The following is a 20,652-nucleotide window of genomic DNA, read 5'->3' as shown; positions in this document are numbered from 1 at the left end:
TGCACCGGCACGGACGAAAAGCGTACCCGGGACTGAATCGTTCAGTCCTTACCGATCATGACCTCGGTGGCCTTGATCACGGCATAGACGTCCGATCCTTCCTGCAGGTCCATCTTTTCGGCTGAATAGGTCGTGATGACCGAGACGACTTCGGTTCCGCCGGGGAGGGCAATTATCACTTCGGTGCTCACGGGGCCTTTCTTGATCATCCTGATAATGCCTTTCAGCTGGTTTCTCGAGCTCACTTCCATGGTATCACCAATGTGGACGATAATCATTAATGGTATAAAAATCTCTTTCCCGTTGCCAGTCCCCCTTGGGCTTTTTTTTGGAAAAATGCTGGTGTGCACCGGTCCGTATCACCAGTGCAGCCGGCATGACAACGGCGCCCGCACCACGGCCCGGACGCTTCCGACGCCCAAGAGTGCGGGAGGCGCCCCACTCCGTTCCTGAAGACGAACTGATTGCCGTTCGTCTCCACTTTTACCGGTTTTTCCGGATCGAGGACCCCGGCAACCGAACACACGCAGCACCGCCACAATCTTCTTACCCTCTCATACCAGTCCATATCTCCGAGGGGTGACAATGGAGATCAACGGCGTAGATGCCGGCGCACTGATGGCCGGACGCGAGCAGGTCAGGAAGGACCCGTCTCAGGCGCAGTCTGTCTTCCGGGCGACGACGGTCTGGGACGGCGGGGCACGTTCGACCAGCAGGGTCCGCAATTTCACGCTCGAAGCCGACGAATCGGCGGCGCTCTTCGGGACAGACCGGGTCCCAAGCCCGGTCGAGCAGGTGCTGGCCGCCCTGGGCGCCTGCCTGACGGTCGGCATCAGCTATATGGCGGCGCTGGAGGGCATCCGGATCGATGCGATCGAGATCGAGACCGAAGGAAACCTTGACGTCCGGGGGTTCTTCGGCCTGAAAGGAGCGCCTCCCGGGTACCAGCAGGTGCGGGTCACGGTGCATCTCCGGTGCGACGCCGGACGGCGGGGGATGCAGGCGCTCCTCGACAGGGTGGTCGCGACATCGCCGGTGACCGACATCATCGCCCGGGGCGTCCCGGTCTCGGTGCAGCTGGGAGGGTGAGGGGCGCGGGGAGAGGAAAAGGGAGCATTTAACCGCCCGAATATCGATCAGGAACTTCCGGAGCGGAAATTGCAGGAGTGTACAGGCCAGGACAACCCTGACGGAAGACCAAAAAAAGAAAAAATTACTCCCTCAGGCAGGCTATCGCCGTATCGACGATAGCAGCGAGGTCCTCGACCCCGAACGTCTCCGACGAGAGCACGAGGTCGTAGGGCGAACAGTCATTGATGTCAATCGTATAGTAGGCCTGATAGCGTGCGGCCTCGCACTGCTGGCGCTCCCGGGTCCTCTCCCGGGCAGCCTCTTCAGTAAGATCGTCGCGGCCGGCGATCCGTCGTGCCCGGCACTCGAGCGAGGCGTTCAGCCAGATCTTCAGGTCGGCGTTCCCGACCATCCATCCCGAAAGCCGGCCTTCCACCACGATGCTCTCCGAGTCCTCTCCGATCTCCTTCTGCCGCTCATCGATCATCCGGTCAACGGACGGGTCGCTCTTCGCATACTCGCCGAACGCAGCAAGGTCCATCTCGTGCTCCTGCGCCAGCTGGCGGAAGACCTCACCCGCCGAGATGAACCGAAGATCGTACTTTCCGGCGAGATACCGCGCCAGCGAGGTCGTGCCGCTGCCCGGAGGGCCGCTGACCGTGATCCGCATCAGAGACCCCCGATGTTGAGCGCCTTTCGGATCACCTGGCTGATCGTCAGCGAACAGATCATGTACCAGAGAATCCACGCCGGCACGAGCCAGAACGCATTTGCCGAGAGGGCGACCGTGCCGATATAGGGGAGCACGATAGCGTTCGAGAGATCGAGCGCCGTCACCCCGACCGGCGGCAGCCGCAGGAGAAGCCAGAAGAAGATCGGAACCGAGAGCACAAGAATGATCGCCATCGGCTGAAACTGCTGCTGGGACATCTCCATCTGGTCCTTCATCATCCGGTCGCGCTTTCCTTCCAGCTTCTTGATCTTCTTCTCATCGCCGGAGAGCTGCGCCTCGCGAAACTCCTTCTGGAACTCCCGCATCTTCGCCTGCACCTCCTGCATCCGGTCGTAGTCGATGGTATACTTCTGGACGAGCGACGAATACAGACCCGTGATACCGGAGAGGATCAGGATGACCGCAAAGAAGGGCACCCCATAGACATCGAGCAGCGGCCCGAGCACCGCGTTCATCGCCGTACCCACACCGACCCGGATAGACTCCACGCTGTAGGAGAGCATCACCAGAAGGGTGAAGACAAGTGCGATGATTGGACCATGCTTCTTCAGGTCTACCATACCAGGTTACCTCAGTACCTCGACCATCGCGGCGACGGCATTGTCGAGGAGGAAGTTATCATTCTGAATTGTTTTGATAGTGCAGCCCGTATACATCGCATACGCCGCAGCGATGGCACGGTTGAACTGCTGGTGCTCGCCGATAGAGCGGGCACCCTCCATATCCCTGACACGGGACTCGTCACTGAGACGCCGCATCAGGATCTGGTCTTCATCTGTCTCAACGAGCACGACGACGTCGGGCATCAGTTCCTTCAGCACCCACTCGGGAAGGCCGGCCAGATACCCGTTCGGCGTCTTGACGCTGCTGTGCGTATCGATGATCACGTTGGTCTCTCCGCTGGCGGCGGCGATCCCGGCAGCGGCCTCGCGCTGAAGACGCTTCTGTACGTCTCTGTCGAGTTTGCGCATCCCGTCGCGGTCGGCGACAAGATTCTCCTTCTGCGCGACCTCGAACATAAACGTTCCAAAATTGATGGACTGATAGAGCGTGCCCTCTTCAGCGAGCTTCTCCATCGCACCGGTGATTACGGTGGTCTTCCCGACGCCGGGAACCCCCGTAACGACAACTTTCTTTCCCAAACTCTCTCACTCCTGACTTTGGGCGGACTTCAACGCAGCCAGCCCCGTATCGGGAACCCCGGCATTCAGGGCTCCCTGCGGAAGAGGAAGGAACCTTGCAGGGTGCGCTTCCCGCAAGAAGCGCTTCCTTGCAGCCTCACTCCTTTCCGAAGAATTGCCGCATGAACGGATACATCTCCATGATCTGCTGGCTTGCAATCTCCTCATAGAGACGGTAGGTGATACTCACTGCCAGCAGCAGCCCGGTACCCCCGACTGCGCCGATCACACCGAAGAGGTTTGCGACCACACTCAGGATACCGATGAACGCGCCACCGATGATGGTGATCCGGGGGATGTATCGATCCAGGTATTTCTCCAGCACCTGCGCATTGCGGCGGTACCCGGGGATGTGCATCCCGCTCATCTGGATCTGGCGGGCAACGTCCTTTGAATCAAGGCCGGCCGTTTTAATCCAGAAGAGGGCGAAGACGGCACCCCCGACCACCATGAATGTGATATCGATGCCCATACGTATCAGGATTTCCCATGGCGCGTGCCCAAGGTCGGTGAGCCACCACATCCAGTCCTGGGGGCTGTTGATCGGGGCGAGATACCACATCAGGCCGCCCGTCGGCTGCTGCCCCTGGAACTCACCGAAGATGGTGATCCCGACGTTGGAGAGGAACATCCCGATCATCTGGATGTTCGCCTGCAGCACACGCACGAGAATCATCGGCAGAACACTGGCGTAGATCAGTTTCACCGGGAACCTGGCGCGGGCGCCGCGGACCGCCGTATGCGCAAGCGGGATCTCCACACGCGTGGACTCGACATAGACGATTATCAGGAAGATGGCAATCGTCGTGACGAGCGCCAGGAGTTCCGGGCCGAAGTTGGTGAGGAAATCCGCTCCCTGGGAGACCACCGCGAAGAGCCGCGGGAAGAACCCGACCGGATACGGATCGTTGACGGCTTCCCAGTTCAAAAAGCCGTTCACCAAACCCTGTGAAACACCGGCGACGATGAAGAGCCCCACACCGGAACCGACACCCCACTTGGTGACCACCTCGTCCATGAACATGACCAGAACGCCGCCGATGCAGATCTGGAGGAAGATCAGGAACGCGACGATCGCGGTATTCCCGCCAAAGAGCGCTGCAGCGACCGTGGGGTCCGGTATCATGGAGCCGCCGACGATCATCGGGAGAGCCTCGACGACGATCATGACGAGGATGAGCAGCTTCTGCAGGCCCATATACTGGACCTGCCCGCGCGCTTCGCTGGTATCAATCTGCAGGATTTCAGCACCCTTGAGCAGCTGCAGCACAATCGATGCAGTGACAATCGGCCCGATACCAAGATGCAGGAGCGAACCGCTCGCACCGGCAAGCAGGGCACGGTACAGCTCAAAGAAGTCCTGGGACTGCGGAGACAGCCCGAAGACAGTGATTTGTGTCAGAACAAAGTACAGGAGCAGGATACCCAGCGTCCAGAGCAGTTTATTCTTGAAGTGGACGTGGCCCTCCGGGCCCCTGACTGCAGGCATTGCTGCAAGCAAGGGTTCAAGTCGATCCAGCAGACTTGCCATAGTTTCACCTGGAAAAATTCGATTCAGGCGGAGGTCGCCTGACCGCCTGTCTCTTCAATCTTCGCCTTCGCACGTTCGGAGAACGCCTCGGCGGAAATGTTCATTTTACGGGTGACCTTCCCGCCACCAAGAACCTTCTCGACGCCGAGATCGGCAGCGTCGATGGTGATCAGGTCACCCTCCTGTGAGGCAAGGCCGCTCTGCAGAAGAGCATCGACCATCTGGTCGATCTCTCCGACGTCGAGAACGCTGACGGAGACGCCCGTCTTGGAGACGAATCCGTGCTTCCCGTTGTGCACCTTCCCAGCAAGGAGGAAGTGCGAGAAGCGGTGATCGCGGTGTCCCGCCCGTCCTCGTCCTCCTCTGTTTCCGGCGCCGCGCCTGTTTTTGTGCGTTCCGCCGCCACAGGTTCGCGAACCGCGATATTTGGATGTTTTGTTTACCGGCACCAAACTCACCTCATCTTATAGAGAAGATCGTTGATCTCCTGACCATAGTAGCCGAGAGCTCCGCCCTGCTGAAAGGTTCGTTTGATTGTTTTATAGCCCTTTCGAGGTGGGTGCATCCTCAGCACCGGCTTCATTCCCTCAACCTCTTTCAGATCGGCCTGGCCGCTCGCCAGAGCCTCTGCATACTCCTCAATGCTGCCGAAACGGGTTTTTTCCCGGATATACTCGTCGGTCAGCTTCTGATCGCCCAGCAGCCTCCCGCGGGTGCGCAGGATCGTACCCAGTGTCTCGGCATCCACCTCGCCGTATGCGACGAAGTCCTTCACCTTCCGGATCATACCGAGGTATGCCGGGGTATCGGGAACAATTACGCAGTGGTTGACATGGTGCAGACGGAGCATCTTCAGGGTATCCTTGATCTCGCGCCTCGTGTTAACGACGCCGCGTACCTGAACTACCGCGTACATTATTCCGAACCTCCAACCCGAATCATATTCGTCTGCTTCAGCGCCTCGAAGGTCGCCTTGGCGAAGTTGATGGTCGTTCTGGTCTGCCCCTTGTTGAACGCCCAGACATCCTTGATACCCGCAAGCTGCAGGACCTTCTTTGAGATGTCCCCGGTCACAAGACCAAGACCCTGCGGTGCGGGCTTGAGCGTCACCCTGACGCTGCCTGCCTTGCCGGTCACTTCCACCGGGATGGAGTGAGCCAGGTCGCAGCCGCACTCCCAGCTTCCGCAGCCTCTCCTGACCTTCAGGACATTGACTTTTGCATCTGCAATTGCTTTCTGGATCGCGTTGCCGACCTGGGCATCCTTTGCCTGGCCGAAACCCACGTATCCGTTGCGGTTCCCGACAGCCACCACGGCGCGGAACTTTACGCGGCGACCCGAGTCGGTCATCCGCTGCACCATGTTGATATCGAGAACCTCATCCTCAAGGTCGGGCAGCAGCGCATCGACGATCTGCGGCTCCTTTATCGGATGACCGCTCGCAAGCACCTCATCGATGCTCGTAATCTCGCCTGCGGCAACAGCCCGGCCAAGACCGGTGAGCGGAATCCATTCCTCTTGCTCGTACGCCATATCACGCCAGCTCCTTCTTGATGGCATCTGCCACTTTCTCTACGTTCTCAACCAGGTCGCCCGCTCTTTCGGGAGCATATTCTGCGATATGCGCTCCTTTGAGGCGCTCTTCTTCAGGGAGGATCGACTCGCCGTAGGGGACGAGAAGACCCGCATCGACCGCGCCCTTCAGGGCGGCAAACACCCGCGCACCCGGCTTCGCCCGGTGCAGCCCGATGTCAAGGATCGCCTTTTCGTACCCGGCATTCTGTGCTTTTGCCGCAAACAGCATACCCGTCAGGTATGCAGCAGGCGTGCTGGAGGTCGAACCCTCGTAGCCGTACCTGGCGAGTTCGCTCGAGTACGCGGCGACGAGTGTTTTGTCACCGATCATCTCGGGGACGACCAGCTGCACGATGATCTGACGGTTCGTCTTCCGGACGACCATGCGGGGCGCATCGGCGACCAGCAGGCCCATCCGTTTATAGTAATCCGTCTTCCCATCCTTTCTCCTGCGGAAGGGAACAAAGTATCTCGGTCCGGTTGCCATTATTTAACCCTCCCTGCCAGGAGTTCTACCTGCGCTTTCAGGTGTGCAACACTGCGGTACTGACCGCCTGCAGCACGCCGATACATCAGACGATACAGTGAGCGCTCGATGGTTCCATCGTCACGCATCTCGCGGAGCGTCCGGCGCTGTGCACGGATCTTCCGGATCCAGACCCTCTTGCTCGGGTTGCGCGCACCGGCGGAGCCTTTCCGTCTGCCGGCCCCTTTGCGGTGTCCGTATGCCCGCTTGGCCATATTCTCGCGTGCTCTGCCGCGGCTGTTTCCTTTCACCCGGCGAGCCTGAACGGCACCGTCTTCGATGAGACCGCGGAGGTCGTCACGCGAGATGGCTGCCTCGATATCGGCCGCCCGTTCGGGATCGAGCCAGACGCGGTTTACACCGCACTTGAGGAGGGACGCAGCGACGCGCTTCTGGTTGGCGAGGTCACTCATTCTCCTCGACCTCCTCGACAGGTTCAGCTGCTTCGGGTGCCGTCAGATCTTTCGCGTTCAGCACCTTCAGTCCGAGCGACAATGCCTGCTCCTGAATGAGCACACGCTTTCTCCCACCGACCGTTCCGCCGATCATGACGGCCTGCGTCTCGGGATTCAGCCCTGCAAGCTCGGCAGGCGTAAAGACTCGGACTTCCTCGTAGCCGCTCGGGTGAAGACCGCGTACTGCAGCGGGACTTCCATATCCCGGTTGAGGCAGTGCTCCCTTGGCTTTGAACTGCCTCCGCTGCTTGTTATGCAGACCGCGTGGCCGTCTCCACGTATCCTCGAGCTTCTTCTTCTGGGCAAGACCGCGTCTCTTGAAGCTCGGTTTATTGTGCTGTGAACGGACACGGATCAATCTCTTTCTCTCTTCCATCTCCATCACGCCTTCTCGACAATATAGATACCATCCTGGAACACGCGGGGGTCCCGCTTGGTGATCCTGGTTGCGTGTTCGATATTCGCAGCGGTGTTACCCACCTTCTCCTTGTCGAGGCCGCTGACGGTGACCTCGTCGTTGCCGACCGTGACGGTCACGCCCTCAACAACCTTTGCGATCCGCGGCTGCTTTTCGCCGAGGAAGTTGTTGATCTCGAGGCGGCCTGCCTGCAGCTTCATCTGAATCGGGAAGTGGCTGTAGACCACCTTCATGCGGTACTCAAAGCCTTCCTGCACACCTTTGATCATGTTCCTGGTGTGTGCCGCCAGCGTGCCGGACATCGCGAGGATTCTCTTCTTGTTCGAGTCCGTTGCAACGACGACCGCGCCGTCCTCGATCCCGATGGTGATCTGCGGGAACCGCATGTCGCGCTCGAGGGTGCCTTTCGGGCCGGAGACCTTCAGCATCGTCCCTTCCAGGGTGACGTTCACGCCGTCGGGGACCTCAACTGTTCTCGTAATTCCCATGTTTCCCTGCCTCCTCTAGTAGACATATCCCAGCAGCTGACCGCCGATGCCTTCCTCTCGGGCCTGCTCGTGCGACATAACGCCGCGCGACGTGGAGACGATGAGAATCCCGAAGTTCTTTGCCGGAAGGTACTGCGACTCCCAGTATTCCATATCGTCGAGTGATAGTGCAAAGCGCGGCGTGACCGCACCGCACTTATTGATGGTGCCCCGAAGATGAACACGGAACTGACCGCCACGTCCATCATCGATGAACTCGAACCCGGCGATGTAGTTCTTCTCCTGCATGATGCGCAGCATTGCGCCCAGGACTTTGCTTGCCGGTTCGACGTACACTTCGCTCCTGCCGGCGTCACCGGCGTTCTTGATGGTGCACATCGCATCGGCAATAGGGTTTAATCGTGCCATTGTCGTATCCCTCAGTTCATCTTCTTAAAGCCCATCTTCGAAGCCCATTCACGGAAGCACTGGCGGCAGAAGTAGATGTTGTACCTGCGCACCAGACCCTGTTTCCGCCCGCAGATGCGGCATTCGTTTGCTCCGCGGCCGAACTTTTTGACTTCGCCGCCTGTCGTTGCCTTTTCTGCCATCGCCTTACACCTCCACCTGGTAGCGCTCGCGCATGAAGGCTATCGCTTCATCCTTGCTCACCTTCTGCCGGTCGGAGAGTTTCCTCTGCTCGATCGCTCTCCGGGCGACACGGATACCCTTCCGCTCGAGCACGATGTTGACGTCCATGCCGTAGATGCCGATCGTCGGATCGTAGCTCATGCCCGGGAAGTCGGTGTGCTCCTCGATACCGAACGAGACGTTGCCGGTCCGGTCGAACTGCGACATCGCGAGGCGGCGCTCGATGATATCGAGAGCCGTCTGGACGAATGCCTCGGCGTTCTTCCTCCGCAGCGTCACCTTGCACCCGATGGGCGCACCCTTTCTGACACCGAACGCAGGCTGCGTCTTCTTGGCGATGGTGCGGACCGGTTTCTGCGTGGTGATCGCTTTGACGATCTCCTCGGCGTTCACCAGGCGCTCGCCGCTCTCGCCGACACCCATGTGCACAATGACCTTATCGATATAGATCTCCTGCATTGCACTCATGCTTCAGCCTCCAGGTTCAGTTCGCCGGGGATGTAGCCGGATCTGCCGACCACAAAGACGTAATCGTCGATGGTATCGAACCGGGTGCTTGTATTCGTATCCTCGAGCGTCACGCGGTTCGGAACGCTGCCTGCAGTCTTGGTGATCTCGACGATCGTGCCGACCTTCCCGGTGTGGCGGCCGCCGATGATCATGGCGGGGTTGCCGACTGCGAAGGGGAAGTGATCGACGATCGCGAACCGGTTCTCGCCCTGAAGCGTGAGGACGATCGAGTCTTTCGGCTTGTAGGTGTTGTCTGCAAGGACGTTTGCACCGTAGTTGAGGTTCAGCTGCACCCTGCCGCCCTTGACGATGGTCTTGTTCCGGATCCTGCAGAGCCTTGTTTCCGCCGCTTCCGGCGAGATCTCGACGGAAGAGAGTCTGCCGCGCATATCCAGCTGGAACCGGTAGTGCCGGCCGATCTTCGGGATGGAGATGATATCAAAGACACCGATGCCGATCTTCGGGTCGCGGGCGGGCACGCCGTTCACAATGACCGCACGCTGGGAGAGGATCTGCTTGACCTCTTTCATATTGTTTGCAAGGCCGGCATGCTCCCGGAGCCAGACCCCGATAGGCATTGCCTGGGCGTTGTGCGGCCCGGGTGCGGTCTTCGATACGAATTTCTTTACTTTCTTTGGGATGTGCCACGAATCGGGCGCCACCAGACGTTTCAGATGTTTGGACATTATGTACCCTCCCCGAGCCTCGTCTCACGCAGTTTGTCCTTGAGGTTCAGCTTCGTGATCTGCACGTTGGACGGGTCGATCGGACGCGGAACTTCGGTTCCGTCCGCCTTGGTTACTGCTACGCCGTGCACGAGCAGTTTGCACGAGTTCGTATCGACCCCGTCGACAACGCCCTCCTCATTGGCGAAATCGCCACGGAGCACCCTGACGGTATCTCCGGTGACCACCCGTACCCTGCGGGTGTTGTACTTCTCCCGCAGTTCGGGAGCGAGCGGTGCGGAGAGGAACCTGCCCCGCTGGTGAATGGGAGCGGTATAGCGTGCCTTCCGCTGCTTTCTGGGTTGCTTACTGATTACGCGTACCATTCTCCGCACCTCATACGATGGTCGTCGCCATGGAGGCGATCTTCGGGAAGCGCTCCGCCACCTCACGGGGGACAGGGCCTTTGATCTCAGTCCCTTTCGGCTCGCCGCGCTCGTTCACGATGACCATTGCGTTGTCTTCGAACGAGACGCGAAGACCGTTCGGCCGACGGAACTCTTTTCTCTGTCTGATGACGACCGCTTTCTCGAGTTTGCGGCGCATCTCGGGCGTACCCTTCTTGACGCTCACGGTCGCCATGTCGCCGATGCCGAGGCACGGCTGGCGCCGCCGCACACCGTGGAACCGGTCGACGGAGATGACCTGCACCATGCGGGCGCCGGTATTGTCGGCGCAGACCATCCGGGAACCGGTGTTCAGCGCTCGTGGAATGGTCGATTTCTTCGCCTTCATTCCTTCAGCACCTCCACCACGACATACGTCTTTGTCTTGGAGAGCGGTCTGCACTCCGCAATCTTCACGGTGTCGCCGACAGCCGCGTTGATGCACGGGGTGCTGTGCGCGTGGAGCTTCGAGCTGCGCTTCTCATATCGCTTGTATTTCTTGACGTAGTGCAGGTAATCCCGCTCTACGACGACCGTGCCGTTCATACGATCGCTCACGACTTTGCCGGTAATCACCTGGCCGCGTACCGGCAAACTGCCGTGAAACGGACAGTTCACGTCGCTGCAGTCCTTCTCCGGAACCGGGACGTTTAATCCAATGTCTTTTGCCATGATTCACCTTTATACTTGTATACGCATTGTAATGCGCTTATCAGGCTGCGCGACCAGCGCCGAGCCGTCGACTTCAACAACGCATTCCCCGGGAAGCCGGATCTGAAATATACTATACTTCTTTGGTATCCGCTTCAAACCCCGCCCGGTCTCGATGACCAGCGTGTTTCGGGTTTCGTCTATGATCCGGCCGCATACGCCGACGTGGCTCGGATTGCTGGCGCTGGCTACCAGAACGTTCAGGCCGATCAGCTCGTGCCGAAGAACGTTCTGGGGAGAGATCATGCACTCCTCCTGGCATTCTGCTCGGTCTTGAGCCGTGCGATCGTTCTTCTGATCTCACGGATCCGGCCGGGGTTCTCCGTAGCACCGCCGGCGCTGACCTTGCCGCGCTCCTGGATGAGTTCAAGCTGCAGTTTCTGCGCCTGCTCCTGAAGTTCGACGTCGGAGAGCTGGCGCACCTCTTCCGCACGGAAGATTGCCATTTACCGCTCCTCCTCGAATTCTTCTTCCACGGTGAACTCTTCAAGCTCCTCTTCGAACTCCTCGCCGACCTCTTCGACTTCAAGAGGCTGCTCTTCAACCGTCTTGCGGACGGGCGGGAGGACCTCGAAGGAGTCGGGCAGCCGTGCATCCGGCGGAACAATCTTGACCTGGACGCCGATGAGACCGAGTTTCTTGATGGCGATTGCGTAGCCCTTCTCGACGATGGTCTCACTGGGTTCGCCGGAGTGCTTCACGTAGCCCTCGACGAACTTCTGCGTCCGGGAACGTGCACCGGTCAGCTTGCCGGCCAGGATGACTTCACACCCGAGCGCACCGGATTCCATGACACGCCGGATCGTGCTCTGACCGGCTTTGCGGAAGTACCAGCCGCGCTCAAGCGCGTTCGCCAGACGTTCCGCCATGATCTGTGCGTTGAAGTTCGGGTTCTGCACCTGCTGAACCTCGACCTGCGGCGACTCGATGTCGAAGTCGGTTGCGAGGTCCTGGGTGATCTGGCGCACCTGCTTGCCGCCCTTCCCGATGACGATACCGGGCTTTTCAGCCCAGATAGTCACCTGGGTGCCGAGCGGCGTCCGGGTAATGTCCATGCCGCCGTAGCCGGCGCGCTTGAGCTCCTTCGAGAGGTACTTCTCGACACAGACCTTGCGAACGCCATCACTGATGAATTTCCTCTCTACTGCCATCACTCCACCTCTCTGACGACGATCTCGATGTTCACGGTCTCCCTGCGCTTCGGTGTCGCCCGACCCATTGCACGGGGGAAGAAGCCTTTGAAACCACGGCCGCGGTTTGCCGAAGCGTGGTCGACAACCAGTTTTTCCGTATCGAGACCGATGTACTCGGCGTTCTTCTCGACCGACTCGAGCAGCCTGATGTACGCCTCGGCAGCCTTTACCGGGTAGCGGCCGCCGTCCCACCTGTCAAGACCGCGCTTGTGGGCGACGTTGCGGTTGAACCGCTTGAAGGGTATCGCCTTCTTCAGCGCCACAACGTCCGCGAGATACGCCCGGACCTCGACAGTGTTCTTGTTCCGGATGAACCTGGCAATCTCAATGGAGTGTTTGGGTGAAACCGGCAGCTCATTGGCTTTCGCCCGTGCGGTGCTGTCACCCTGCGTCTGAACCGAATAATCCGTCCTTGCCATAGTCATCACTTCAGCGGTACATACTTACTCGACCGGGTTGCACCGATACCGGCACTTCCGTGCGATACTCTTCTGCGGGTCAGGGCGAACTCGCCGATATAATGGAAGATCGCCTCGGGCTGGATCTCCACTTTCATGAATTCCTTGCCGTTGTAGACTTCGATCGTCTTGCCGACCATCTCGGGCATGATCACCACGTCACGCAGGTGCGTCCGGATCTTCTCATCCCCTGCCCGGATTTCGGAGAGGAGCTTTTCATGCCCCTGCGATAGTCCGCGCTCATACTTGCGGCGTGCACGAGAGGGCATGAGCGGCAGCAGTTCGGATACACCCATCTGCTGCAGTTCCTCAATCTTGAAACCGCGGTAGGTGAACTCCTCCCGCCGTCTCGGCAGTCGCTTCTGTGTCTTCTTTGCCATACTCTACCCCTCACTTCTTCCACTTGCCGGTTCTCCGGGCAGCGATGTGTCCGACCTTTCTTCCCGGGGACGTGCCGCGCGCAACGGTCTTCGGCCGACCGCAGTGCTGGTGCCCACCGCCGCCGAACGGGTGGTCGATGACGTTCATGCAGACACCCTTCACGCGAGGCCACTTCTCTGCAGAGGACTTGACGTGATAGTGCTTCTTACCAGCCTTCACAAACGGCTTTTCGCCGCGTCCGCCGCCGGCAACAATGCCGACCGTCGCCATGCAGGCGCCGTTGAACCACTTGTTCTTGCCGCTGGGCATCCTGACGCCGACCCTGCCATCCTCGGACTTGCCGATGATGAGTGCCTGAACACCGCCCGAGCGGACGAACTTGCCGCCGTCGTTCGGCCGGGCCTCGATGTTGCAGACATATGCCCCGACAGGGATACCTTTGAGAGGCAGCGTGTTTCCGTTCTTCACCTCTGCATCAGGCCCCCAGGCAACCGCATCGCCGACACCGACACCCTCGGTCACCAGCATGTATTCCTTGCTCCCGTTCTCGATCTGAACGAGGGCAATCGGGGTGTGGCGTGCCGGGTCGTGCTCGATATCGACGACGCGCCCGGTGAGGGTCGTCCTGTTGTTTCCGATGTGCCGCAGGGCAGCCTTGTACCGGTGCGAAGGTGCCCGATACGTCGGCCCTCCGCGTCCACGGTTCTGTGCGATAATTCGATGTGCCATTGCCACTCACCTTTACATTATACCAAGCCGGCTGAGGATCTCTTCAGCGGCCTTTTCGTCCGCAAAGCTCACAATCGCCTTTTTGCGGCCTTTCATGGTCATCATCGTGCGGACCTGCGTAACTTCCTTGCCGAACACCTTCTCAAGCTCCCGCTTGATGTCCTGCTTGGATGCACTATTCCGAACGATAAACTGGAGTTTGCTTTCGTTTTCCAGCATCATCGTCGCTTTTTCAGTGACGAACGGATATTCGAGAACCATTTAGTATCCCTCCAGTTTCCGGAGCGCGCTTTCCGTCCAGATCGTCAGGCGTCCTGCCTGCGTACCGGGTGCCAGCAGTTCCGCGTTCAGCTGCCCCACCGTCACCGCGTCGACACCGGCAAGGTTCCGGGCGGCGCGGAGCGGTTCGTCTCCCGTCACGATCAGGACACTCTTACGCTGCTTGTAACGGCGGCCGCGCATGGTTCCACGGCCGGCTCTGACCTTCTTGCTCCCCTTCGAACGCTCGACGTCGGCATAGACGCCGACTGCAGAGAGAGCGGCGATGACATCGCTGGTCCGCGCCAGCGCTTCGAACCCGTCCTCGAGAACAAGCGGGAGGTCTCCTGCAAAGAGGTGTCCGCGTCCCCTGACCAGTTCGGGGTTCACCGTAGCGGCGATCGCCGAGCGGACGGCCTTCTGCTTCTCTTTCTGGTTGATCTGCTTGACGAGGATCTTCTCGACCTTCGGGGGGTGCGCAACACGCCCTCCCACGGACTGCGGGATCCTGGCGACCCTGCTGCCGTTCTTCAGGCGAGGCACCTGTGCGACACCGCGGCCGCTCCCCCAGGATTCTGCGGAGGTGCGCAGGCCGGCATACGGGTTTGTCCCGTGAGGCTGGAACCGGGTGCTCTGCAACGCAAGTACTGCGCGCTTGATCAGGTCCGGCCGGTATTCTTCGGCAAATACCGCAGGAAGATCGACCTCAGGTCCGCGCTCCCCTTTGAGTGTGTGAATGTATGCCTTCATTGACGCTTCACCCCTGCTTGCTCTGGACACTGACGAAGTTTATCGCAGGTGCCCGGGCCTCGTGCTCACCCTGCCGGATAGCGGGTCTCATCCGAACGAGCCGCTTTGTCGGGCCGGGAACGGATCCCTTGATCAGGACATAGGGGCCGCGAACCAGGCCGTAGTGGAGGAACCCTCCTGCCGGCGTGATCTCATTGCCGTCGGTTCCGATCTTCAGGACGCGCTTATTGAACTCGGTACGCTGGTGGTATCCGCACTGCCCCATCTGGGGGACCTGCCACCGCACGTGGTGCGGTGTCCAGGGACCAAGGTTCCCGATGTGGCGCTTCTTCCCGCCGCGGGAGTGTTTACGCTTGCGCACCTGGATGCCCCAGCGCTTGACCGGGCCCTGCGTGCCTTTGCCGGTCGTGATAGCGGTGATATCGACGTACGCCCCGTTGGCAACGAGGTCGGAGATGGACACTTCTTTGCCGAGCAGAGCCTCTGCGTATGCAAACTGGTCCGCAATGCTGCCGCCCGAGACCCGCATCTCCATGAGATCGGGGGTCTTCTTCGGAACGCCGGTCAGCTCGGACGGCCGGGTGTACGCAAGGGCGTAGACCTCAGCGACTCTGTCCGCCTCGATTGCGCTCCTGATAGCGTTTACGGCTGCTTCGCGGTCGTGGTTCTTGGGTACGGTGATCAGGCGCCCGAGTTCGTCGTCAAACGAGTCGGCCCAGGCCTCGGTCAGTGCGTGTTTCCCGTAGGTATCGCTGGTGTACGCACGTACCCCCGCGATCTTCATGGGCGGCACTTCGATGACCGTCACCGGAACCATCACATCTCTGCCTTCATTGGGACTGTTCTTGTGATCGTCCACCATGACGATGTGGGTCATACCAACTTTGTACCCTGCAAATCCCTGCATCATCGGCGTCCCGGCGTACTCCGGCCATGCACCGTATCTCGGAACCTGGCTCTTTGCACGCTTCCTGGGACTGTATGCAAGAGAACCCCTGCGTGGTCTGTTAATCTTCGGCATGTTTCTATCAGCCCTTCATGTGTTGCATTCTGCTGCGCCGATCTGCACGGACTGCTTCCCTGCATGGATTCTCGCGCGCGGTCTGCCGGAGTGATCCGGCACAGTTGTCAATTCAATGTCGGCGAACCCGCAAGGGGCATGACATCAATACGGCACCGGGCAAAGAGAGGCAGCTCGAGCATTCACCCGCCTCTCTGCGGTTCCCGGCGCGGTATGTCGTGAAGGGAACGGTATATGACTGTAGTATCGGCTCGAAGTTCACCGAAGGTTTCCTGCGATCCGCGACAGGCGCTCCTGTCACTCCGCTCGTTCCCCGACGGCACCAGCCAACGATTCAGTCCGGCGTGCACCGGCACGTCCAGTCATCGCGAATAGATCCTGACATCTTTTTGGTGTTTCCGAAAGATCAATCCGGAACCGGGCTCGCTGCACAAGCGTTCGCCCACCACCTCAGTCAGATCCAGCTTCTGTCAACCCGTTGTGCAAAGCACAACTCCTTCTCGATATCGCCCTCCCGACGGAGGGTTCGACCATGTGTGTTTGTCACCCGCTGGAGCCTGCGACCCGCCGCCGCATACCCATCCCCCGGCATGAAATGCCGGAGAACTCCTGGCACGTGAAACAGAAGCCAGATTTTGACCCATTTGTTCACGTGAAATAGCGGCGCTTCGCAGAGCGGTTTCTTAAACATAGCCTTAAATCGAATATAAACTTTCTCATAAAAAAGCGAGAATCCGGAAATTCTGCGGAGCCGTTTCCGCCCGGGCTGTACCTGCAACAGGCAGCAGGCACCTGTTTCCCAGGTCTGCACCGGGTGTTTTGATGAACGGGGCAGCTCCTGAGCAGGCATTCGGGATGTGCGCTCCCGGAGCAGGCGGCACGGGAGCTGGAGCTCACCCGAAGTAAAGTTCGCCGTCTTCGTTGATGTAGACCTCGACATCCTCGCGGATGTATCGAGCCCTGAATCGCTCGGGATTTGAGTCGCGGAGCCGGTTGATGAGCGAAATGGTATCGTACTTGACTTTGATGCCGACCTTTTCGGCTTCATCGTAGATGAGCTCCGGCGTCTTCAAAAGGTCCGTACCCGCCTTCAGCGTGCAGAGGTGTGCTGCATCAAGGGTGTAGAGGAATTCAATCGTGTCCCGTGCACGGGAGATATTCTCTAAAGCTGCCTTTTCAATCGTGCAGACATTTGCCTTGGATGTATGAATGATCTCGGCGATCTGCTGCTGGGTAAGACCCTTCCTGCGGTACCGCAGCACTTCTTTCTGGCGATCGGTGAGGAGACCCTGCTTCATCAGGTATTATATACAATCCACCGACTTAAACACTTTTCCTTAACATCCTCCCCCGGAAGAAGCCCCGACAAGGGAGATTTCAAAATGTTTATATGAGAAATGAGTGATATTATCGTGTTCTCAAAATTGAGAGGTGTAAATATGGTAGTTAAAGTAGGAATTGCCAAACTGGGCAACATCGCAAGCGGTGTCATGGCTGAGTTGCTTCTGGATGAGCGTGCAGACCGTGAAGACATGATCACGTTCATGGCCACGTCCGGCACCAAACTGCAGCCCGAGGACATCGACCGTGTGGTCAACAATATGAAGGCATGGGGGCCCGACTTCTGTATCGTCGTCTCCCCGAACGGTGTGCTCCCCGGACCGAAGGGTGCCCGCGAGGCCCTCGCCGCTGCAGGCATACCCTGCGTCGTCATCACCGACGACATCACCACCAAGAAGGACGACTTCGCCGCACTCAAGGAGAGCGCCTTCGGCTACATCATCATGAAGGCAGACGCCATGATCGGTGCCCGCCGTGAATTCCTCGACCCCATCGAGATGGCCGACTACAACGGCAACCTCGTCAAGGTTCTCTCCGTCACCGGCGCATTCCGCAAGATGCAGCTGGAACTCGACAAGGTCATCGACCAGGTCAAGGAAGGCAAGAAGGGTGCAGACCTCGCACTCCCCAAGGTTGTCATGACCTCCGACAAGGCCGTCGACGGCGAGTTCTCGAACCCCTACGCACTTGCAAAGGCACGTGCGGCATACGAGATCGCACAGGCCGTCGCCGGTGTCAACGTCAAGGGCTGCTTCATGACCAAGGAGTGGGAGAAGTACATCCCGATCGTCTCCAGCGCCCACGAGATGATGCGCCAGGCCATGCTCCTCTGCGAAGAGGCACGCGAACTCGAGAAGGGCATGGATGCAGTCATCCGCAAACCCCACAAGAAGACCGGTGAGATCGTCAGCAAGACGGCACTCATCAGCAAACCCGAGTAAACCACAATACACTTTTTTTCTGTGTGCCGGCGGGCAGCCGGCTTTACCGCGACGTTCCTGCAGAGGGGACGGGAGGTTCCCGGCTAGCGCTGGTTTGTCCCCGTGGAGGATGAGCACCGGTGTGCACGCAGCGAAGCAGACACGCACCCGGGATACCACGGGCGGCGGGCAGTTTCTTCTGGAATGAGCCGGGATCCAGGAGTGGAGGTTTTCTCCTGAACGGGCTGCGCAGGCCGGAATTTTCCTGAAGAACCCCATAGGAGAATACAAAAATTTCGGAAAACCGGACTAACCTGGAGTAATGGTCTCGCGGTGACTCTCCGGATCCGTGAGGGAGATCTTCGCGGGGGTGGGGCCAGGGGAGGAGCCGGGCCCCATTAGCGCTACCCTCCGATACGGGGATTTGCGCGTCTCCCGCGTCCTTCCCCTGACGAGGCTGGTGCCGGGGACGACCTTTTTCCCGGGCGTCTTCCCATGCCGTGGACCGTGGCGGCTATCGCCCCCGGGGCGGAGCCGACGGGGAGGGGTTTTCCCCTCCCCTGTCTCCTGCGAAGATCCACAGACATCATCAACCCCACCTCACCCGGCCTCCGGCCTCCTCCCCCGCCCCTCAAGGGGCGGGGGCAGTCATGGCGATACCCACGGGAAAGCCGTGCCCCGGATACCCCGGATTGCGGTCATCCGGAGCAATAGCTCCGACCGCATCAATTGCCTGAGCCCCACCGATAGCAACGAGCACATCCCAAAAAGATTCGTGGATGGAAACGTTCGATCTGAATCGACGCACTCCTCTCGATGTATCCGTAAGGGAAGTGCATCAGAGGCAGAACCTATAAGCACGATATTTCTGGGGGTATCGTGCGGGGGGTGGGTGCGGGAGGGGGTCTCCCCCTCCTGCCAGAGAGTATTGAGATACCCTCAACAGGAATTCAGTGCACCCATAGGGTACGCTAGCGTATATGGGGGGATGCCTCCCCTCCCCTGGTACCCTCCCCCAACGCGATTGCCCCTGCAATCACCAGGTCGGGACAGACAGTGGCTGTGCACACCGCATCAGATGCCCGCATAGAGGTTGTCAGCATTCTCTTCGGGCATTACCAATTTCCGAGCATCTTGGGGCAGAAGGGGGCTCGCCCTCTCCCCTGACCCCACCTTCACGGGTCCTGTTTTCCAAAAAGAACGCAAGTCCGATTACGATTCCCAACCGCCCGCGTTGACGACCATCAGCCGCATCTCGGTCATCTCCTCGATGGCGTAGCGCGGGCCTTCACGCCCGAGCCCCGACGCCTTCACCCCGCCGTAGGGCATATGGTCCATCCTGACGGTGGGAATATCGCCGATCACCACCCCGCCGACCCGCAGCTCCTCAAGCGCCTGCATGATGCGGCGCATATCCCGGGTGAAGACCCCGGCCTGCAGTCCGAAGGGCGAGTCGTTGACACGTGCCAGCGCTTCGGCATACGCGTCGTACGGCGTGACCGTGACGACCGGCGCAAAGATCTCCGTCCTGTTAACCCGCATCGCGGGTGCCGTATCGACGAGGACGGTCGGTTCGAAGAGCGTGCCGTCGCACGAGCCTCCCGCCAGAACGCGTGCGCCCTCTCGAACTGCTTCCGCGACCTTTTCGTGCGCCCCGGCGGCCGCCTCCGGCGAGATCATCGGCCCGACGTCCGTATCGTCCTGCCGGGGGTCGCCGACCTTCAGGCTGCGGACTCTCGGCAGGAGCTCGTCGAGGAAGCGATCGTACACCGACGCATGCACGAAGACCCGCTGCACCGAGATGCAGACCTGTCCGGCGTTCGAGAACGCCCCGGCGGTTACCCGGGATGCGGCATGCACGATATCGGCATCCTCGCAGACGACCGCCGCCGCGTTGCCCCCGAGCTCGAGCCCCACCCGTTTCCTCCCGGCGATCGCTTTGATATGCCACCCGACGTCCGGGCTGCCGGTGAAACTGACGTAGGCGATCCGGTCGTCTGCCACCAGGCGTTCGGCACGCCCGGTGGTGCAGGGGAGAACGCTGATCGCTTCCGGCGGGAAACCGGCGTCCAAGACCATCTCGCCGAGCAGGAGAGCGGTGAGGGGTGTCTTCGTCGCGGGTTTGAGAATGACCGGGTTCCCTGCGGCGATCGCCGGCCCGACCTTGTGGCATGCCAGGTTCAGCGGGAAGTTAAACCCGGTGATGCAGAGAATAGGGCCAATCGGAAACCGGCGGGTGTAGCCGGTATACCCCTCGCCTGCACTGTTCCAGTCGAGCGGCAAAATTTCGCCATGGATGCGGCGCGCCTCCTCGGCCGAAATCCGGATCGTCTCGGCTGCGCGTGCCGCCTCGCCCCGGGCAAGCGTCTTCGTCTTCCCCGCCTCGAGGACGATCGCTTCGGCGAGTTCGTCCCCGCGCTCTTCAATCAGATCCGCAAGCCGATCCAGGACCCGCGACCGGGCATACGCAGGAAGCCTGCGGGTCACCGCAAAGCCGGCGGTCGCAGCACGGACGGCATCCTCGACGTCGCCGTCTCCCGCGAGGAAGACGCACCCGGCCACGTCGCCGGTATACGGGAAACGGATATCAGCGACATCGGCACTCCGGCGCCGCTCGCCGCCGATCAGAAAGGGAACAGGGTCACGCATAAACTATCGTTG

32 protein-coding genes are annotated in these 20,652 nt (G+C 59.9%); 2 read left to right on the top strand and 30 right to left on the bottom strand.

Annotated features, from left to right (window positions below):
* Positions 1-41: 41 nt before the first annotated feature.
* Positions 42-251: a TOBE domain-containing protein gene (locus tag FGU65_RS11830; protein ID WP_301664682.1), complete on the bottom strand. Its 210-nt coding sequence runs from the start codon at positions 249-251 to the stop codon at positions 42-44.
* 334 nt (positions 252-585) lie between these two features.
* Here FGU65_RS11830 and FGU65_RS11825 point away from each other — a divergent pair, with 334 nt between their 5' ends.
* Positions 586-1,089, top strand: a complete 504-nt coding sequence (locus FGU65_RS11825) for an OsmC family protein (protein WP_301664681.1) — start codon at positions 586-588, stop codon at positions 1,087-1,089.
* A gap of 124 nt (positions 1,090-1,213) precedes the next feature.
* On the opposite strand, the gene cmk is transcribed toward FGU65_RS11825, so the two are convergent.
* From cmk to FGU65_RS11685, 28 genes are all read right to left on the bottom strand, one after another.
* Positions 1,214-1,741, bottom strand: a complete 528-nt coding sequence (cmk, locus tag FGU65_RS11820; RefSeq protein ID WP_301664680.1) for a (d)CMP kinase — start codon at positions 1,739-1,741, stop codon at positions 1,214-1,216.
* Positions 1,741-2,364, bottom strand: coding sequence for a DUF106 domain-containing protein (locus FGU65_RS11815; protein WP_301664679.1), 624 nt, complete (start codon positions 2,362-2,364; stop codon positions 1,741-1,743). The genes cmk and FGU65_RS11815 overlap by 1 nt, the downstream gene beginning before the upstream one ends.
* 6 nt (positions 2,365-2,370) lie before the next feature.
* On the bottom strand, positions 2,371-2,946 hold the full coding sequence (locus FGU65_RS11810; RefSeq protein WP_301664678.1) for an adenylate kinase: 576 nt from the start codon (positions 2,944-2,946) through the stop codon (positions 2,371-2,373).
* Between the two features lie 136 nt (positions 2,947-3,082).
* Positions 3,083-4,516 carry a preprotein translocase subunit SecY gene (secY, locus tag FGU65_RS11805; protein WP_301664677.1) on the bottom strand — a complete coding sequence of 478 codons (1,434 nt, stop codon included), beginning with the start codon at positions 4,514-4,516 and terminating at the stop codon, positions 3,083-3,085.
* Between the two features lie 23 nt (positions 4,517-4,539).
* The gene (locus tag FGU65_RS11800) at positions 4,540-4,965 is read right to left on the bottom strand and encodes an uL15m family ribosomal protein (protein WP_301664676.1); all 426 of its coding nucleotides are present in this window, start codon (positions 4,963-4,965) and stop codon (positions 4,540-4,542) included.
* A gap of 5 nt (positions 4,966-4,970) precedes the next feature.
* A complete protein-coding gene (locus FGU65_RS11795) occupies positions 4,971-5,432 on the bottom strand; it encodes a 50S ribosomal protein L30 (RefSeq protein WP_301664675.1) in 462 nt (153 codons plus the stop codon).
* Positions 5,432-6,049 carry a 30S ribosomal protein S5 gene (locus FGU65_RS11790; protein ID WP_301664674.1) on the bottom strand — a complete coding sequence of 206 codons (618 nt, stop codon included), beginning with the start codon at positions 6,047-6,049 and terminating at the stop codon, positions 5,432-5,434. Before FGU65_RS11790 ends, FGU65_RS11795 begins: the two co-directional genes overlap by 1 nt.
* A 1-nt stretch (position 6,050) precedes the next feature.
* Positions 6,051-6,578 (bottom strand): 50S ribosomal protein L18, encoded by a 528-nt coding sequence (locus tag FGU65_RS11785; RefSeq protein ID WP_301664672.1) that lies wholly within the window; start codon positions 6,576-6,578, stop codon positions 6,051-6,053.
* Positions 6,578-7,030 (bottom strand): 50S ribosomal protein L19e, encoded by a 453-nt coding sequence (locus FGU65_RS11780; protein ID WP_301664671.1) that lies wholly within the window; start codon positions 7,028-7,030, stop codon positions 6,578-6,580. The genes FGU65_RS11785 and FGU65_RS11780 overlap by 1 nt, the downstream gene beginning before the upstream one ends.
* Positions 7,023-7,448, bottom strand: a complete 426-nt coding sequence (locus FGU65_RS11775) for a 50S ribosomal protein L32e (RefSeq protein ID WP_301664670.1) — start codon at positions 7,446-7,448, stop codon at positions 7,023-7,025. Before FGU65_RS11775 ends, FGU65_RS11780 begins: the two co-directional genes overlap by 8 nt.
* Positions 7,449-7,453: 5 nt before the next feature.
* The gene (locus FGU65_RS11770; protein WP_301664669.1) at positions 7,454-7,978 is read right to left on the bottom strand and encodes a 50S ribosomal protein L6; all 525 of its coding nucleotides are present in this window, start codon (positions 7,976-7,978) and stop codon (positions 7,454-7,456) included.
* Positions 7,979-7,993: 15 nt separating this feature from the next.
* Positions 7,994-8,386 (bottom strand): 30S ribosomal protein S8, encoded by a 393-nt coding sequence (locus FGU65_RS11765; protein ID WP_301664668.1) that lies wholly within the window; start codon positions 8,384-8,386, stop codon positions 7,994-7,996.
* Positions 8,387-8,397: 11 nt separating this feature from the next.
* Positions 8,398-8,568, bottom strand: a complete 171-nt coding sequence (locus FGU65_RS11760) for a 30S ribosomal protein S14 (protein WP_301664667.1) — start codon at positions 8,566-8,568, stop codon at positions 8,398-8,400.
* A 4-nt stretch (positions 8,569-8,572) separates the two neighbouring features.
* Positions 8,573-9,076 (bottom strand): 50S ribosomal protein L5, encoded by a 504-nt coding sequence (locus FGU65_RS11755; protein ID WP_301664666.1) that lies wholly within the window; start codon positions 9,074-9,076, stop codon positions 8,573-8,575.
* Entirely contained in the window at positions 9,073-9,804 is a 732-nt protein-coding gene (locus FGU65_RS11750) for a 30S ribosomal protein S4e (protein ID WP_301664665.1), read from the bottom strand. The genes FGU65_RS11755 and FGU65_RS11750 overlap by 4 nt, the downstream gene beginning before the upstream one ends.
* The gene (gene rplX, locus FGU65_RS11745) at positions 9,804-10,169 is read right to left on the bottom strand and encodes a 50S ribosomal protein L24 (RefSeq protein WP_301664664.1); all 366 of its coding nucleotides are present in this window, start codon (positions 10,167-10,169) and stop codon (positions 9,804-9,806) included. The genes FGU65_RS11750 and rplX overlap by 1 nt, the downstream gene beginning before the upstream one ends.
* Positions 10,170-10,179: 10 nt before the next feature.
* Positions 10,180-10,578, bottom strand: a complete 399-nt coding sequence (rpl14p, locus tag FGU65_RS11740) for a 50S ribosomal protein L14 (protein WP_301664663.1) — start codon at positions 10,576-10,578, stop codon at positions 10,180-10,182.
* Positions 10,575-10,901, bottom strand: a complete 327-nt coding sequence (locus tag FGU65_RS11735; RefSeq protein ID WP_301664662.1) for a 30S ribosomal protein S17 — start codon at positions 10,899-10,901, stop codon at positions 10,575-10,577. Before FGU65_RS11735 ends, rpl14p begins: the two co-directional genes overlap by 4 nt.
* Positions 10,902-10,910: 9 nt before the next feature.
* The gene (gene rnp1 / locus FGU65_RS11730; protein WP_301664661.1) at positions 10,911-11,186 is read right to left on the bottom strand and encodes a ribonuclease P protein component 1; all 276 of its coding nucleotides are present in this window, start codon (positions 11,184-11,186) and stop codon (positions 10,911-10,913) included.
* On the bottom strand, positions 11,183-11,386 hold the full coding sequence (gene rpmC / locus FGU65_RS11725; RefSeq protein ID WP_301664660.1) for a 50S ribosomal protein L29: 204 nt from the start codon (positions 11,384-11,386) through the stop codon (positions 11,183-11,185). Before rpmC ends, rnp1 begins: the two co-directional genes overlap by 4 nt.
* Positions 11,387-12,091, bottom strand: a complete 705-nt coding sequence (locus tag FGU65_RS11720) for a 30S ribosomal protein S3 (protein ID WP_301664659.1) — start codon at positions 12,089-12,091, stop codon at positions 11,387-11,389.
* Positions 12,091-12,552 carry a 50S ribosomal protein L22 gene (locus FGU65_RS11715; RefSeq protein WP_301664658.1) on the bottom strand — a complete coding sequence of 154 codons (462 nt, stop codon included), beginning with the start codon at positions 12,550-12,552 and terminating at the stop codon, positions 12,091-12,093. Before FGU65_RS11715 ends, FGU65_RS11720 begins: the two co-directional genes overlap by 1 nt.
* A 5-nt stretch (positions 12,553-12,557) precedes the next feature.
* Complete coding sequence (locus FGU65_RS11710) at positions 12,558-12,971, bottom strand: 30S ribosomal protein S19 (RefSeq protein ID WP_301664657.1); 414 nt, start codon at positions 12,969-12,971, stop codon at positions 12,558-12,560.
* Between the two features lie 10 nt (positions 12,972-12,981).
* Positions 12,982-13,701, bottom strand: a complete 720-nt coding sequence (locus FGU65_RS11705; RefSeq protein WP_301664656.1) for a 50S ribosomal protein L2 — start codon at positions 13,699-13,701, stop codon at positions 12,982-12,984.
* 12 nt (positions 13,702-13,713) lie between these two features.
* The gene (locus FGU65_RS11700; RefSeq protein ID WP_301664655.1) at positions 13,714-13,962 is read right to left on the bottom strand and encodes a 50S ribosomal protein L23; all 249 of its coding nucleotides are present in this window, start codon (positions 13,960-13,962) and stop codon (positions 13,714-13,716) included.
* On the bottom strand, positions 13,963-14,709 hold the full coding sequence (gene rpl4p / locus FGU65_RS11695; RefSeq protein ID WP_301664654.1) for a 50S ribosomal protein L4: 747 nt from the start codon (positions 14,707-14,709) through the stop codon (positions 13,963-13,965).
* Positions 14,710-14,716: 7 nt separating this feature from the next.
* On the bottom strand, positions 14,717-15,730 hold the full coding sequence (locus FGU65_RS11690) for a 50S ribosomal protein L3 (RefSeq protein ID WP_301664653.1): 1,014 nt from the start codon (positions 15,728-15,730) through the stop codon (positions 14,717-14,719).
* Between the two features lie 893 nt (positions 15,731-16,623).
* A complete protein-coding gene (locus FGU65_RS11685) occupies positions 16,624-17,028 on the bottom strand; it encodes a Tfx family DNA-binding protein (RefSeq protein ID WP_301664652.1) in 405 nt (134 codons plus the stop codon).
* A gap of 141 nt (positions 17,029-17,169) precedes the next feature.
* Between FGU65_RS11685 and FGU65_RS11680 the strand changes: the two genes are divergently transcribed.
* The gene (locus FGU65_RS11680) at positions 17,170-18,012 is read left to right on the top strand and encodes a F420-dependent methylenetetrahydromethanopterin dehydrogenase (RefSeq protein ID WP_301664651.1); all 843 of its coding nucleotides are present in this window, start codon (positions 17,170-17,172) and stop codon (positions 18,010-18,012) included.
* A gap of 1,191 nt (positions 18,013-19,203) precedes the next feature.
* Here the strand turns inward: FGU65_RS11680 and FGU65_RS11675 are convergent.
* Entirely contained in the window at positions 19,204-20,640 is a 1,437-nt protein-coding gene (locus FGU65_RS11675; protein ID WP_301664650.1) for an aldehyde dehydrogenase family protein, read from the bottom strand.
* Positions 20,641-20,652: the final 12 nt, after the last annotated feature.

The sequence above is a fragment of the Methanoculleus frigidifontis genome (assembly GCF_030464345.1).
Taxonomy (GTDB): domain Archaea; phylum Halobacteriota; class Methanomicrobia; order Methanomicrobiales; family Methanoculleaceae; genus Methanoculleus_A; species Methanoculleus_A frigidifontis.
This window is presented reverse-complemented; position numbering and strand designations above follow the sequence as displayed.